The sequence below is a fragment of the Cupriavidus sp. 01T418 genome (assembly GCF_056398885.1).
The window spans coordinates 36,852-51,570 of record NZ_JBFTQG010000002.1; the positions used below are offsets into that span (position 1 = coordinate 36,852).

The following is a 14,719-nucleotide window of genomic DNA, read 5'->3' on the forward strand; positions in this document are numbered from 1 at the left end:
CGCCGGCGCCGCCATGCCGGGCGCCGGCCGGCTTGTTGCAGGAAACGCCCGTAAGCGAGGCGAGAAGGGAAATGGGTACTGCCGTCATGAAGGCTCCTGTTTTTCTTATGCGGCGCGCATGAAAGGCGCCAAGCGGCGAGCTTACGGCAGATTGGCAATGCCTGCCAGGCGGCGCCGGATACAGCCGCCACCGAGCCGCCACCGTGCGTCGGGCAAGCGCCCATGCGGTTGCCCGCCACCGTGCGTCGGGCAAGCGCCCATGCGGTTGCCTCTTTTCGAATACAATAGCTCGCGTCCTTGGCGCGACCGCCCCGCGTACAGCCGCGCGCGGCCCATCTATCCGGTCTTTCCCGTGTCCGTATCCCAAATCTCCCGCATCGTATCCTTGGCCGAACCGCCTTCGCAGCGCGCCGGACTTGCAGTGGCCGCCGTCGGCGCCATCCTTTTTTCCGGCAAGGCGATCGTCGCAAAGCTGATGTACCGCTACGGCATCGATGCGGTCATGGTGATCACCCTGCGCATGCTGTTCGCCGTGCCGCTGTTCCTGGCCATCGGCTGGTGGCAGTCGCAGCGCCTGCCGGCGCTGTCCTGGGCCGATCGCGGCCGCATCGTGTTCCTTGGCTTCATCGGCTACTACCTGTCGAGCTTCCTCGACTTCCTCGGGCTGCAATACATCACGGCCGGGCTGGAGCGGCTGATCCTGTTCCTGACGCCGTCCTTCGTGCTGCTGGCCAGCGCCTTGCTGTTCAAGCGCCGCATCAGCGCGCGGCAATGGCTGTCGCTGCTGCTGGCCTATGTAGGCATCGTGCTGGTTTTCGCGCATGATCTCGACGTGAGCGGCAGCCAGGTCTGGCTGGGCGCCGCGCTGGTGCTCGGCAGCGCACTGACCTACGGCATCTACCTGATCGCTTCCGGCGAACTGGTGCAGCGCATCGGTTCGTTGCGGCTGGTGGCCTATGCGATGTGCGTTTCCACTGCCTGCTGCGTAGTGCAATATCTCGTATTGGCGCGCCCGCTGGCCGCGTTGCTGCAGCCGGCGCCGGTCATGTGGCTTTCACTGGTCAATGCGGTTTTCTGCACGGTGCTGCCGGTGTCGCTGACGATGGTGGCGGTAGCGCGCATTGGCGCGCCAATGGCGTCGCAGGCGGGCATGCTCGGGCCGGTGTCGACCCTGTTCCTCGGCTTCTGGCTGCTGGGCGAGCCGATCACCGGCGTGCAGCTTGCGGGCAGCGCGCTGGTGATGGGTGGCATATATTTATTGTCGGCACGTACCGGGGCCAGGGGACGTGACGGTGCGAAGGGCATGCAAGATAACAAGCAGGCGGTTGGCCGCCTCGATGACACAAGGAGTCGATGAGATGGATCTAGGATTGCGCGGCAAGCATGCGCTGGTGTGCGGCGCCAGCAAGGGCCTCGGTTTTGCCTGCGCCGATGCGCTGGCTGCCGAAGGCGTGGATGTGGTGATCGTGGCGCGTGGCGCCGAGGCGCTGGAAAAGGCCGCGGCGGACCTGCGCGCGCGCCACGGCCGGCGCGTGGTGCCGGTCGCCACCGACATCACCACCCCGGCAGGGCGCAAGCTCGTGCTGGACGCCGTCGCCAAGATGGGCGACCTCGACATCCTGGTCAACAACGCCGGCGGCCCGCCTCCGGGCAACTTCCGCGACTGGGATCGCGATGCCTGGCTGGCGGCGATCGATGCCAACATGCTGACCCCGATCGAGCTGATCAAGGCCACGGTGGACGGCATGATCGCGCGCAAATGGGGCCGCATCGTCAATATCACCAGCGGTGCCGTCAAGGCGCCGATCGACGTGCTCGGGCTGTCCAATGGCGCGCGCTCGGGGCTGACCGGCTTTGTCGCCGGCCTGGCGCGCGAAGTGGCGCAGCATGGCGTGACCGTCAACAACCTGCTGCCCGGCCCGTTCAATACGGACCGCCTCTACAAGACCATGGAAGGCGGCGCCAAGCAGTCCGGCCTGTCGATCGAGGAAGTCGCGCAGCGCCGCGCCGCGCAGAACCCGAGCCGCCGTTTCGGCGACCCGGCCGAGTTCGGCGCTACCTGTGCCTTCCTGTGCAGCCGCCATGCGGCCTACATGACCGGGCAGAACGTCCTGCTCGACGGCGGGGCCTACCCGGGGACTTTCTAAGCGAGCCGCAATACCCCCGGGTGGCGGCGGTGCCGCCACCCGGGTGTTCCCGCCGGGCCGCGACGGCCCGGCCTTTGCTGAATGGCCTGGATGATGCTGATGACTCCCCCGCGTATCGCGCTGATCGCGCACGACCACAAGAAAGATGACATCGTAGCCTTTGCCGGCCGGCATCGCGATTTCCTGTCGCGCTGTGAACTGCTGGCGACCGGCACCACGGGCGGCCGCCTGACCGACGAAATCGGCCTCACGGTAACGCGCATGCTGTCCGGCCCCTGGGGCGGCGACCTGCAGATCGGCGCGCAACTGGCAGAGGGCCGCGTCGGCGTGGTGATTTTCCTGCGCGATCCCATGACGCCGCAGCCGCACGAACCCGATATCAATGCGCTGGTGCGCGCCTGCGACGTACACAACGTGCCGTGCGCCACCAATGTGGCGACCGCCGATCTGTTGATCGCGGAACTGCGGCGCATGTATCCGGAGCAGGGCGCTTCAGCCTGATTTTTTTTCGACCGGGCAGCATCGGGCATCGACACGAACAGGAGCGATACATGAACAAAGCCATCCGCATTTTCGAGACCGGGGGCCCCGAAGTGATGCAGTGGGTCGATGTCGAGGTCGGGGATCCCGGCCCCGGCGAGGTCCGTGTCCGGCATGAGGCGGTCGGCCTCAACTTTATCGATGTCTATTTCCGCACCGGGCTGTACAAGCAGCCGCTGCCGGGCGGGCTCGGCATGGAAGGCGCCGGCGTGGTGGAAGCCGTGGGCGATGGCGTGCGGCACCTGAACGTGGGCGACCGTGTGGCCTATGCCGGCCGGCCTAATGGCGCCTATGCGCAGGTCCGGGTCATGCCGGCGGACATCGTGGTGCGCCTGCCCGATGCCATCTCGTTCGAGCAGGGCGCGGCGATGATGCTGCAGGGCCTGACCACGCAGTACCTCGTGCGCGACAGCTACCGGGTGCAGCCGGGCGATACGGTGCTGCTGCACGCTGCCGCGGGCGGGGTCGGCCTGATCGCCAGCCAGTGGCTCAAGGCGCTTGGCGCCACCGTGATCGGCACCGCCGGCAGTGATGAAAAAGCCGCACTGGCGCGCGCGCATGGCTGCGACCACACCATCGTCTACACCCGTGAGTCTTTTGTCGACAAGGTCAGGGAAATCACCGGCGGCAAGGGTGTCGCCGCGGTCTACGACTCAGTGGGCAAGGATACCTTCGACGGCTCGCTCGATTGCCTGAAGCCGCGCGGCACCATGGTGGTGTTCGGCAACGCGTCGGGTCCGGTGCCGCCGTTCGATCTCTCCGTGCTCGGCAACAAGGGCTCGTTGCGCGTCACGCGGCCGACGCTGATGACCTACGTGGTGCACCGCGAACTGCTCGAGCCGATGGCGGCCGAACTGTTCGAAATGGTGACCAGCGGCCGGGTCAGGATCGAGATCCGCCAGCGCTATGCACTGGCGGATGTGGCGCAGGCGCATCGCGACCTCGAAGCCCGCAGGACCACCGGCACCACGATCCTGCTGCCGTGAGTTTTGCCCCCGGCGGCGCGCGTCAGCGGGCGTGCACGGTAGTGGCGCCGGCGCGCGCCTCGGCTTGGCGCAGCACGTGCGGCGGCAGGCGCTTGAGCATGAAGTGCACCACCAGCGGAATCAGCACCACGTCGTCCACGATGCCCAGGCCGAGGATGAAGTCGGGAATCAGGTCGATGGGGGAAATGGCGTAGAGCGCCAGGCCGAACGTGGCCGGCCGCAGCCAGGCCGGGGCATCGGGATGGCGCAGTGCGAACCACAGCACGCGGCCGTCGCGCCGCAGCAGGGCCCAGAGTGCCGAGAATCGTTTCCACATGAGAGGCCTCCTTCACATTGCGGTCGCGGCGTGGCCAGTTCGGGCCACTCGCAAATAGCTTGGGCCAATCCACGGGGCTTCAAGTTCCGGGGGATATGCAGGCAGGGGAGCACGTTCAGGAGGGGCGGCGGCGCCCCGCAGGACCGCGCCGCGCCGGCATGCCCGCGCGCGCGGGCTGCCGGTGCAGCTTGAACCACCGGTGCTGATGATCAGCCCGGGATCTTGCCTTCCACGCCTTCGACGTAGAACTTGATGCCGTGCAGGAAGCCATCGTCGGCGACCTGGTCCCTGGCCAACTGCTCCTTGCCGGTGTTGTCCTTGAGCGGACCCTTCCAGATCGGCGCGGAACCGTCGACCACACCCTTCTTGCGCTCTTCCACCAGTGCCTTCACGTCATCCGGCACCACGGTGTTGAAGTCCTTCAGGTCGATCATGCCTTCCTTCAGGCCCCACCACGTGGTGCCGCTCTTCCACTGGTTGGCCAGCACGTCGCCCACCACCTTGTTGTAGTAGACGCCCCACGAGATTACCGAGGCGGCCAGGTGGGCCTTCTCGCCGAACTTGCTCATGTTGCTATCCCAGCCGAAGGCGTACACGCCTTTTTCCTGCGCGGTCTGCACCACGGCGGCGGAGTCGGTGTTCTGCATCAGCATGTCGACGCCCTGGCCGATCAGCGTGGTGGCGGCTTCGCGCTCCTTGCCCGGATCAAACCACTTGTTCACCCACACCACCTTGACGGTGGCCTTCGGGTTCACGCTGCGCGCGCCCAGGGTGAACGAGTCGATATTGCGGATCACCTCGGGGATGGGCACCGATGCCACCACGCCCATCTTGCCGGTCTTGCTCATCTTGCCGGCGACCACACCTGCCAGGTACGCGCCTTCATAGGTGCGCGCGTCGTACTGGGCCAGGTTCGCGGCGGTCTTGAAGCCGGTGGCGTGCTCGAACTTCACGTCCGGGAATTCCTTGGCCACCTTGAGCATCGATTCCATGTAGCCGAAGGTGGTGCCGAAGATCAGCTTGTTGCCTTGCGCGGCCAGGTCGCGGAACACGCGTTCGGCATCGGCGGCGGATTCGGGCACGTTCTCGACGAAGGTGGTCTTCACCTTGTCGCCGTACTTTTCTTCCACGGCCTTGCGGCCGGCGTCATGGGCGTAGGTCCAGCCAGCGTCGCCGACCGGGCCGATGTAGACGAAGGCAACCTTGAGCGGTTCGGCCTTCTGCTCGGCGGCGGGGGCCGAAGCCGGAGCGGTGCTTTCCGCCGGCTTTTCGGCTTCCTTCTTGCCGCAGCCCGCGAGAGCCAGCACCGCCGTGGCGGCCAGTGCGGCGAGGGTTTTCCTGCGCGTGACGATCATGATTTCTCCTTGTAATGACCTGGGGACTGGTTTTTTGATTAAGGTTGCAACCGTGGCTCTGAATCGAGGGTTCCAAGTTCGAGGTCTCTGGCGGACTTCTGAAGGGCTCTTGAATGACTCCCGGAAAACGCGCGTTGCCGCGCGGCCCGGCATGGCGCCGGCCACGCGTGGCAACAGGGTTGTCAGGCAACACCCGGACGGAAGGGTCTGCCCAGCGACGCCGGCATGTTCAGGCGGATCCACGCCGGATTGCGCGAGATCAGCGCCAGCACGACGATGGTGGCCGCATAGGGCAGCATCGACAGGATCTGCGACGGCATCGACACGCCGATCCCTTGCAGGTAGAACTGCAGGATGGTAACGCCGCCGAACAGCCACGCCCCGGCCCATACGCGGCCCGGGCGCCAGGTGGCGAAGGTGGTCAGCGCCAGCGCGATCCAGCCGCGTCCGGCCACCAGGTTTTCCACCCACATCGGCGTGTACACCAGCGACAGGTAGGCACCCGCCAGCCCGCAGCAGGCGCCGCCAAACAGCAGCGCGCCAAAGCGGATCAGGCGCACCGGGTAGCCTAGCGCATGCGCCGATTCCGGCGACTCGCCAATGGCGCGCAAGGTCAGCCCGGCGCGCGTGCGGAACAGGAACCACATGATGGCGCCGCACAGGAACAGGCTGAAATACACCATCCAGTGCTGCTGGAAGAACGCCGGCCCGAAGAAGGGGATGTTGGCCAGGAAAGGAATCGACCTGGCTTGCGACGGCATGGCGAAGCCGACAAAGCGCTGGCCCATGAAGGCCGACAGTCCGGTGCCGAAGATCGACAGCGCCAGGCCGGTGGCCACCTGGTTGGTGGCCAGCACCAGCGCCAGCCACGAGAACAGCGTGGCCATCAGCATGCCGGCCAGCGCGCCGGCGGCAAAGCCGAGCATCGGCGACTGGGTCTGGTAGCCGACCATGAAGCCGAACGCGGCGGCCACCAGCATCATGCCTTCGGCGCCCAGGTTGAGCACGCCGGAGCGTTCGTTGATCAGCAGGCCAAGCGCGGCCAGCATCAGCGGCGTGCCGGCGTTGATCGCCGTGGCAATAAGAGGGGCGAATTGTTCCATATCGTGTGGGCTCTCGCTCAGGCGGCCGTGGCGCGCCAGCGCAGGCGGTTGTCGATCAGCGTATCGCAGGCCAGCAGGAAGAACAGCAGCATGCCCTGGAACACCGAGCCGATTGCAGAGGGCAGGCCCAGGCGCGACTGGGCCATTTCGCCGCCGATATAGAACAGCGACATGACGATGCCGCCGAACACGGTGCCCACCGGATGCAGGCGGCCGACGAAGGCGACGATGATCGCGGTGAAGCCGTATCCGGGCGAGATCGACGGCAGCAGCTGGCCGATCGGGCCTGTCACTTCGAACGCGCCCGCCAGGCCAGCGGCGCCGCCGGAGATCGTCAGCGCGCTCCACAGCGAACGGCGCGCCGAGAAGCCGGCGTAACGCGCCGCCGCCGGCGCGGTGCCGCCCACTTGCAGCCGATAACCCGCGAAGCTGCGGAAGATGAACGCCGTCATCAGCACCACCAGCACCAGCATCACCGCGAAGCCCGCATGCAGGCGCGAGCCCGACAGCAGGTTCGGCAGCAGGAACTCGCTGGAGAACACCTTGGACTGCGGGAAGTTCATGCCGTTGGGGTCCTTCAGCGGCCCGTTGACCACGTACAGCATCAACTGCTGTGCGATATAGGTCAGCATCAGCGACACCAGGATCTCATTGGCGTTGAACCGGTCCTTGAGCGCGGCGGTGAGCGACGCCCAGAACATGCCGCCGACCACGCCGGCCAGCGAGGCGAGCACCAGCACCACGGTGCCGTTGATGCCATTGCCGGGCACGTCGAAGTGCAGGACGGTGGCGCCGGCGAAGATGCCGCCGACAATCAGCTGGCCGTCGGCGCCGATGTTCCAGATGTTCGCGCGATAGCACACCGACAGGCCCAGCGCGCACAGCACCAGCGGCACGGTCTTGAGCAGCACCTCGCCGATGGCGCGGCGGTCCTGGATCGGATCGACCAGGAACACCTTGAGCGCGGCCACCGGATCCTTGCCGAGCACCAGGAAGAGCAAGGCCCCGAAGGCCAGCGTCAGGGCCAGCGCGATGAACGGCGAAGCGTAGGCCATGCGGCGCGAGGGCAGTCCGCGCGGCGCCAGCGAGATGGGCGAGCGAAGCAGGAAATCAGCCATGGACAGCGACCTCCTCCTGTTCGCGGCGACCGCCCGGCCCGCCTTCCCACAGTCCGCTCATCCACAGGCCGACCTGCTCGCGCGTGGCGTCGTGGATGGGGATCGACGGCGACAGCCGGCCTTTGGCGATCACGTGCAGCCGATCGCAGATGGCGAACAGTTCGTCCAGTTCCTCGGACACCACCAGCAGCGCGCAGCCGGTGGCCTTGAGCGCCAGCAGCTCGTTGTGGATCTGCGCCGCGGCGCCCACGTCCACGCCCCAGGTCGGCTGGGCCACGATCAGCACCTTCGGGTCGCTCTCGATCTCCCGGCCGACGATGAATTTCTGCAGGTTGCCGCCTGACAGGCTCTTGGCCAGCGCGTCCGGCCCGCTCGCCTTGACGCGGAAACGGCCGATCACGGTTTGCGCCAGTGCGGCCGCCGCCTTGGGCGAAATCATGCCGCGCCGCACATAGGGCGTGGACTGGTGCGAAAGCAGGATATTGGCGGCCAGGCTCATGCCCGGCACCGCGCCGCGGCCCAGGCGCTCCTCCGGCACGAAGGCCAGGCCGGCGCGGCGCCGCTGGCGTGCGTCCAGCTTGCCCACCGGCTTGTCGTCGAGCGTGATGGCGTCACGTTCGGCGCGGACATCCTCGCCCGACAGCGCGGCCAGCAACTCCTGCTGGCCATTGCCGGAGACACCGGCGATGCCGACGATCTCGCCAGCGCGCAGGTCCAGCGAGATGCCGGCCAACTCGGTAGCGAAGGCATGCGCGCGCGGCAGCGAGAGCGCGCGCACCGCCAGCTTGCAGGCACCGGGTTCGGTCTGCACGCGCGCCTCGCGCGGCGGCTCGCCGCCGATCATCAGGCGCGACAGCGAGGCCGCGCTTTCCTGGCGGGGGTCGCACACGCCGGTGACACGGCCCATGCGCATCACGGTGGCGCTATGGCAAAGCTCCCGGATCTCATCGAGCTTGTGGCTGATGTAGAGGATGCTGGTGCCTTCCGCGGCGAGCTGGCGCAACGTGACGAACAGCGTTTGCACCGCCTGCGGCGTCAGCACGGAAGTGGGCTCGTCAAGGATCAGCAGTTGCGGCTTTGCCAGCAGCGCGCGCACGATCTCCACGCGCTGGCGCTCGCCTACCGACAAGGTGTGCACGTGGCGATCAGGCTCCAGCGGGAGGCCGTAGCGATCCGCTGTGTCGCGGATCTGGTCGGCCAGTTGCCTCATGGTGGTGCTGCCGGCGCCTTTGCCTGCCTTGGGCAGGCCCAGGGCGATGTTCTCGGTGACAGTGAGCGTATCGAACAGTGAGAAATGCTGGAACACCATGGCGATGCCAAGGTTACGGGCATCGTGCGGGTTGTGGATGGCGGCATGCGCACCATTGAAGTGCATGTCGCCGCCGTCGGGCTTGACCGCGCCAAAAATGATCTTCATCAGGGTGGACTTGCCGGCGCCATTCTCGCCGAGCACGGCGTGGATTTCGCCGGGAGCGACGACAAGGGACACATCGTCGTTGGCGATCACGCCGGGGTAGCGCTTGCTGATATGGGCAAGCGCCAGCCGTGGGGTTGTACTTGAGGTCACTGAGGCGGCTCTAGTTGTTATGGCAGCAGCGTGGATCGATGTCCGTATCAGGCAGCACGTTGCTGCCTGGCGTCGGACAGGATCGCCGTTACGCATTGCAGCAATCATTGTGGGGCGATGATGCCGTTTATTAACCTTGGATTATATAAGTGCGCGGGGTTCGGACGGCCGGTTCAGGGCAGTTTCGTCAGCCACACAACGGATGGAGGGAGGTTGCAAGTCGCATGCCTGGCACTCGGCGCGGGTGCGCCGCTGCATCCGGCCACAAGGTGCGCAGCGTCACCCGCTGGCGGGCAAGCCAAAGGGAATCGGCAAAAGATGAAGAAAGCGGGGAGGAGCGGAAGGGGGAGCGGAAGGGTGAGCGGCAATGGCCGGAGCAGGGCGCTGCGCCGCGTGGCCCGCCGGGGGCGGCACGATGCCTCCCCGGCGGCTTCCGGCGCGTCAGGCGCCGATGCTGACCGCGATCTGGTTGAAGCGGCCCTCGCGGAAATCCGCCAGCGTCTGGTAGATCTGGTCCTGGGTGTTCATCACGAACGGCCCATATTGCACGATCGGCTCGCCCAGCGGCCGGCCCGCGATCAGCAGGAAACGCGCATCGGCATTGGCGATGACGGTCACGCCGTCGGCGCCTGCCGCGTTGTCCAGCACGCCCATGCGCTGCGCTTCCAGCACGGCCGCGTTGTCGCCCGTGCCGACCGCGGCTTCGCCGCGATAGACGTACAGGAAGGCGTTATGCCCGGCCGGCAGCACTTGCGAGAAGCTTTGCCCGGCCGGCAGCGTCACGTCCAGGTAGAGCGGCTCCGTGACCGGACGCGTTACCGCGCCTGCCACGCCGTGCGAGGCCCCTGCCAGCACGCGCACCGTAGCGCCGTTGGGCAGCGCCACGGTGGGCACGGCGGCGGCCGGCAGGTCGCGGTACCACGGCGCCGTCATCTTGTCCGCGGCGGGCAGGTTCAGCCACAGCTGGAAGCCTTCCATGCGGCCGTCTTCCTGCTCGGGCATCTCCGAGTGCACCACGCCGGCGCCTGCCACCATCCACTGCGCGCCGCCGTTTTCCAGCAGGCCCTCGTTGCCGGCGCTGTCGCGATGGCGCATGCGGCCGTCCAGCATATAGGTGATGGTCTCGAAGCCGCGGTGCGGGTGGTCGGGGAAACCGCCGATGTAGTCGTCGCGGCTATCGGAGCCGAAGGCGTCCAGCATCAGGAACGGGTCCAGGCGGCGTTGCAGGTTCTGCGTCAGCACGCGGGTGAGCTTGACGCCGGCGCCGTCCGAGGTGGCGACGCCGCGCACCACGCGGTCGACCGCGCGCGAGCGTTGCACGGTTTCCGCGGCAGTGGCCGGGACGATGGGGGTGGCAGTGCGTTGTTCCATGATCAATCTCCTGTTGGCTGGGGTGGCGGAAATGGCGCGCGGCCCCGTTGGCTACCCTCACAATCTAGCGGCTTGGGCCAAAACCAGTAGAGGGCATCCAGGCAAAAGATTGTTCTGCCAATGGCACGGTCATCGCATCACCAGCTATCGATTCCGGAACAGTACGAGTGGCGTGCAGATATCGCGCAAAGCCCGACGAAAGGCGCACAGAAAGTGGCGAGAAAGCGGGATGGTGACAAAATCAATGGAAATGAGTATAATAGCGCTCTCGTTGTCATCCGATGCCGCGTAGTCATATCGCGGTTGGCAGGGTCCGGGCAGGCGTTCTTGTCGCACTGCTTCCATCCCCGCCTTCCGTGCGCCGCATCGGCCGATTGGTCCGGCGGCGCGTCGGAACCACCAAATTTGCGCTGCCACTGGCCTCCCGCTTCTGCACCTTGCAGCGGGTTGCGCCGCTCCAGGGATCCCGGCCTTCACAGGCACGGCGTCCCGTCAATTGGGTTTCCTGCCTCGGCGCGTGGAACCCGGCGCCCGTCCACCGGCTCATCGGCCGGTCATGGCGGGCAAGGCAATCTAGTCAGGGCCGGCGGCCCTCATTGCACCCGCCCGTGCCCGCTTTGTTCGTCCGTCAATCCGGATGTGGCTTTCCATGCTCACATGCGGCGTGCGGAGAGGGGGGAATATGTCCAAGCAATCCAAACACGCGCTGGCCTGGGGATGTCTCGCGCTTGCCGCGCTGGCCGGTCTGGTCGCGTGGATCGGTGTCGACGTCATCCGGCGTTACCAGGACCGGCTGTGGTACGACGCGGCTGACCACCTGCGCCTGGTGGCGTGGTCGATGGCGCTGGCGCTGGCCACCGGCATCCCGGCCGGCATCGGCCTGAGCCGGCCCTGCATGCGCCGCTGGGCCGACCGCCTGATGCAAGTCTTCAATATCGGCAACACCGTGCCGTCGCTGGCAGTGCTGGCGCTGGCCCTGGCCGTGCTCGGCATCGGCGAGCGGCCCGCCATCCTGGCGCTGTGGCTGGCTTCGCTGCTGCCGGTCGTGCGCAATACCTGCGAGGGCCTGCGCGGCGTCTCACCGGCATTGACCGAAGCCGCGCGCGGCCTCGGCATGACCTCGCTGCAGCGCCTGTTCCGGGTCGAGTTGCCCAATGCGCTGCCGGTGATCCTGGCGGGCGTGCGCATCAGCCTGGTGATCAACGTCGGCACGGTGCCGCTGTCCTTCCTGATCGGCGCCAACAGCCTGGGCGAATTGATCTTCCCGGGCATCTACCTGAACAACCAGCCCCTGCTGCTGCTGGGCGCCGCGGCCACCGCCCTGCTGGCACTTGCCCTCGACGGCCTGTTCGCCGCCGCCGGCTATTGCTACCTGCGCCGCCGCGGACTGGCGCGCTGATGCGCGTACCGAACATGAAGGAGAACCCGATGCATTTCATCACAAGCGCGCTGGCCCGCGCGGCCCGTGGCCAGGCACGCATGCTGGCGAGTCTCGCCGTGCTCGCCGCAGTGGCAGCGCTGGCGCTGCCGGCGCACGCCGACCCCATTCGCGTGGGCGGCAAGAATTTCACCGAGCAGTTGATCCTGTCGTCGATGACCTCGCAGTACCTGCAGGCCAAGGGCCTCGCCACCGAGCTGACCGGGGGCCTGGGCAGCACGTTGATGCGCCAGGCCATGGAAAGCGGCCAGCTCGACGTGGTGTGGGACTACACCGGCACGGCGCTGATCGTGTTCAACAAGGTCGAGGAAAAGCTCGAAGCCAGGGAGAGCTACGAACGCGTCAAGACGCTGGACGCCGCGCGCGGCCTGATGTGGCTCGATGCCTCCGGCATCAACAACACCTATGCGCTGGCGATGCCGCGCAAGCGCGCCGAAGCCGCTGGCGTGACCACGCTGTCGGCCTTTGCCGAGAAGATGCGCGCCGCCGGCGAGGACATCGCGCACCCGTTCGCGGTCGACATGGAATTCGCCGCGCGCCCCGACGGGCTGGAGCCGCTCAAGACGCTCTACAAGCTGCCGTTCTCGCGGCGCGACGTGATCCAGCTCGATCCCGGGCTGGTCTATACGGCGCTGAAGAACGACCAGGTCGAACTCGGCCTGGTCTACACCACCGATGGCCGCGTCAAGGGCTTCGACCTGGTGCTGCTGGAGGACGACCAGCACTTCTTCCCCGCATATAACGCCGTGCCTGTGGTGCGCAAGGCGACGCTGGACCAGCATCCCGAACTCGCGGGCCTGCTCAATGCGCTGTCGGCCAGTCTCGACAACGAGTCCATGACCGAGATGAACTACAAGGTCGATATCGGCCAGCAACCGGTCGACAAGGTGGCGCAGGAATTCCTGCGCGGCCACGGCCTGATCTGAGGAGGACCGCATGGACTTGCTGACTTACCTCCAGCATAGCTGGCCGATGCTGCTCAAGCTCACCGGGCAGCATCTGGCGCTGGTGGGCTGCGCGGTGGGGCTGGCGATCGTGGTGGGCGTGCCGCTGGGCATCCTGTGCGCGCGCTTCCGCTTTCTCGCCACGCCGCTGCTGACGCTGGCCACCGTCGTGCTGACCCTGCCGTCGATCGCGCTGTTCGGCCTGATGATCCCGGTCTTCGCCCGCTTCGGGCATGCACTGGGCTATGTGCCGGCGGTGACCGCGGTGTTTCTCTATTCGCTGCTGCCGATCATGCGCAATACCTGCGTGGCGCTCACCAGCGTGGACGACGGCATCCAGGAGGCCGGACGCGGCATTGGCATGACCACCTGGCAGCGCATGCGGCTGGTGGATCTGCCGCTGGCCGTGCCTGTCATCCTCGGCGGCGTGCGTACCGCCGTGGTGATGAATATCGGCGTGGCCACCATCGCCGCCATCATCGGCGCGGGTGGTCTTGGGGTGCTGATCCTGCAAGCGATCAGCCAGAGCAATATGAGCAAGCTGGCGATCGGCGCGGTGCTGGTCAGCGTGCTCGCCGTCGTGGCCGATGCCTGCCTGCAGTGGTTGCAGCGGGCGCTGACACCGAAAGGAATCCGCTGAACATGATTGAACTCGAACAACTCACCAAGACCTTCAAGCAAAAGGATGGCGCCGAAGTGCGCGCCGTCGATGCGGTTTCGCTCACGGTGCCAAACGGCGAGATCTGCGTTTTCCTCGGCCCCTCGGGCTGCGGCAAGACCACCACGCTCAAGATGATCAACCGCCTGATCCAGCCCAGTTCGGGCCGGGTGCTGATCGATCGCGAGGACACCACCCGCGTGGACGAAGTCACGCTGCGCCGCAAGGTCGGCTATGTGATCCAGCAGATCGGCCTGTTCCCGAACATGACGATCGAGGAAAACATCATGGTGGTGCCGCGCCTGCTGGGCTGGGACAAGAAACGCTGCCGCGAGCGCGCGCGCGAGCTGATGTCGATGGTGCAGCTCGATCCCGACAAGATGCTCACCCGCTATCCGCGCGAGTTATCGGGTGGCCAGCAGCAGCGCATCGGCGTGATCCGCGCGCTCGCGGCGGACGCCCCCGTGCTGCTGATGGACGAGCCGTTCGGCGCGGTCGACCCGATCAATCGCGAGAGCATCCAGAACGAGTTTCTCCAGATGCAGCGCCAGCTCGGCAAGACCGTGATCATGGTCTCGCACGACATCGACGAAGCGATCAAGCTGGGCGACCGCGTGGCCGTGTTCCGCGGCGGCAAGCTGGTGCAGTTCGATCACCCCGACGCGCTGCTGGCGCGTCCTGCAGACGATTTCGTGCAGGCCTTCATCGGCCACGACAACACGCTCAAGCGGTTGCTGCTGGTGCGTGCCGGCGATGCCGCCATCATGGCGCGGACCTGCACCCCGGACATGCCGCTGGCGCAGGCTTTCGGCATCATGGACGAGGCCGATGTGCGTCACCTGCCGGTGGTGGACGAAGCGCAGCGCGCGCTGGGCCACGTCACGCGGCGCGAGGCGCGCGCCGGGCAGGGCACGTGCGCGGATGCGATGCGGCCTTTCATGGCGACCGCGGCGTTCGACGAGCACCTGCGCATCGTGCTTTCGCGCATGTACCAGCACAACACGAGTTGGCTGCCGGTGGTGGATGCCGATGGCGTCTACCTGGGCGAAGTCACGCAGGAATCGATCGCGGATTATCTTAGCTCGGGCCGCTCGCGTGGCAGCTGGCCAGCGGTCCAGCCGCCGCCGGCGCTGGCTGCGATCGAGCGCGTCGCTGCGTAGGACGGGCACCTCGCGT

General features: G+C 66.8%; 14 protein-coding genes. 8 read left to right on the forward strand and 6 right to left on the reverse strand.

Annotated elements, in window-relative coordinates; all coding sequences use genetic code 11:
* Window positions 1–421 precede the first annotated feature (421 nt).
* From AC1DQ3_RS02160 to AC1DQ3_RS02175, 4 genes are all read left to right on the forward strand, one after another.
* Window positions 422–1,357: a DMT family transporter gene (locus tag AC1DQ3_RS02160; RefSeq protein ID WP_477118901.1), complete on the forward strand. Its 936-nt coding sequence runs from the start codon at window positions 422–424 to the stop codon at window positions 1,355–1,357.
* A 1-nt stretch (window position 1,358) separates the two neighbouring features.
* Complete coding sequence (locus tag AC1DQ3_RS02165; protein ID WP_477118539.1) at window positions 1,359–2,147, forward strand: SDR family oxidoreductase; 789 nt, start codon at window positions 1,359–1,361, stop codon at window positions 2,145–2,147.
* Between the two features lie 96 nt (window positions 2,148–2,243).
* The gene (locus AC1DQ3_RS02170; protein WP_477118902.1) at window positions 2,244–2,648 is read left to right on the forward strand and encodes a methylglyoxal synthase; all 405 of its coding nucleotides are present in this window, start codon (window positions 2,244–2,246) and stop codon (window positions 2,646–2,648) included.
* 50 nt (window positions 2,649–2,698) lie between these two features.
* Window positions 2,699–3,673, forward strand: a complete 975-nt coding sequence (locus tag AC1DQ3_RS02175) for a quinone oxidoreductase family protein (RefSeq protein ID WP_477118540.1) — start codon at window positions 2,699–2,701, stop codon at window positions 3,671–3,673.
* 22 nt (window positions 3,674–3,695) lie between these two features.
* Here the strand turns inward: AC1DQ3_RS02175 and AC1DQ3_RS02180 are convergent, their stop codons facing one another.
* The 6 genes from AC1DQ3_RS02180 to AC1DQ3_RS02205 form a co-directional block, all read right to left on the reverse strand.
* Complete coding sequence (locus AC1DQ3_RS02180) at window positions 3,696–3,989, reverse strand: YkvA family protein (RefSeq protein ID WP_477118541.1); 294 nt, start codon at window positions 3,987–3,989, stop codon at window positions 3,696–3,698.
* 209 nt (window positions 3,990–4,198) lie between these two features.
* Window positions 4,199–5,344: a BMP family ABC transporter substrate-binding protein gene (locus AC1DQ3_RS02185; RefSeq protein WP_477118542.1), complete on the reverse strand. Its 1,146-nt coding sequence runs from the start codon at window positions 5,342–5,344 to the stop codon at window positions 4,199–4,201.
* Between the two features lie 182 nt (window positions 5,345–5,526).
* Window positions 5,527–6,447, reverse strand: coding sequence for an ABC transporter permease (locus AC1DQ3_RS02190; RefSeq protein ID WP_477118543.1), 921 nt, complete (start codon window positions 6,445–6,447; stop codon window positions 5,527–5,529).
* Window positions 6,448–6,464: 17 nt separating this feature from the next.
* Window positions 6,465–7,565: an ABC transporter permease gene (locus tag AC1DQ3_RS02195; protein WP_477118544.1), complete on the reverse strand. Its 1,101-nt coding sequence runs from the start codon at window positions 7,563–7,565 to the stop codon at window positions 6,465–6,467.
* Window positions 7,558–9,132: an ABC transporter ATP-binding protein gene (locus AC1DQ3_RS02200; protein WP_477118545.1), complete on the reverse strand. Its 1,575-nt coding sequence runs from the start codon at window positions 9,130–9,132 to the stop codon at window positions 7,558–7,560. The genes AC1DQ3_RS02195 and AC1DQ3_RS02200 overlap by 8 nt, the downstream gene beginning before the upstream one ends.
* A gap of 441 nt (window positions 9,133–9,573) precedes the next feature.
* The gene (locus tag AC1DQ3_RS02205) at window positions 9,574–10,503 is read right to left on the reverse strand and encodes a pirin family protein (RefSeq protein ID WP_477118546.1); all 930 of its coding nucleotides are present in this window, start codon (window positions 10,501–10,503) and stop codon (window positions 9,574–9,576) included.
* A gap of 682 nt (window positions 10,504–11,185) precedes the next feature.
* Here AC1DQ3_RS02205 and AC1DQ3_RS02210 point away from each other — a divergent pair.
* The 4 genes from AC1DQ3_RS02210 to AC1DQ3_RS02225 all read left to right on the forward strand — a co-directional run bounded on the left by AC1DQ3_RS02210 (window position 11,186) and on the right by AC1DQ3_RS02225 (window position 14,703).
* Window positions 11,186–11,902, forward strand: a complete 717-nt coding sequence (locus tag AC1DQ3_RS02210) for an ABC transporter permease (protein WP_477118547.1) — start codon at window positions 11,186–11,188, stop codon at window positions 11,900–11,902.
* Window positions 11,903–11,982: 80 nt separating this feature from the next.
* On the forward strand, window positions 11,983–12,867 hold the full coding sequence (locus AC1DQ3_RS02215; protein ID WP_477118903.1) for a glycine betaine ABC transporter substrate-binding protein: 885 nt from the start codon (window positions 11,983–11,985) through the stop codon (window positions 12,865–12,867).
* Between the two features lie 10 nt (window positions 12,868–12,877).
* Window positions 12,878–13,525: an ABC transporter permease gene (locus AC1DQ3_RS02220; RefSeq protein ID WP_477118548.1), complete on the forward strand. Its 648-nt coding sequence runs from the start codon at window positions 12,878–12,880 to the stop codon at window positions 13,523–13,525.
* Between the two features lie 2 nt (window positions 13,526–13,527).
* Window positions 13,528–14,703, forward strand: a complete 1,176-nt coding sequence (locus AC1DQ3_RS02225; RefSeq protein WP_477118549.1) for an osmoprotectant ABC transporter ATP-binding protein OsmV — start codon at window positions 13,528–13,530, stop codon at window positions 14,701–14,703.
* Window positions 14,704–14,719 lie beyond the last annotated feature (16 nt).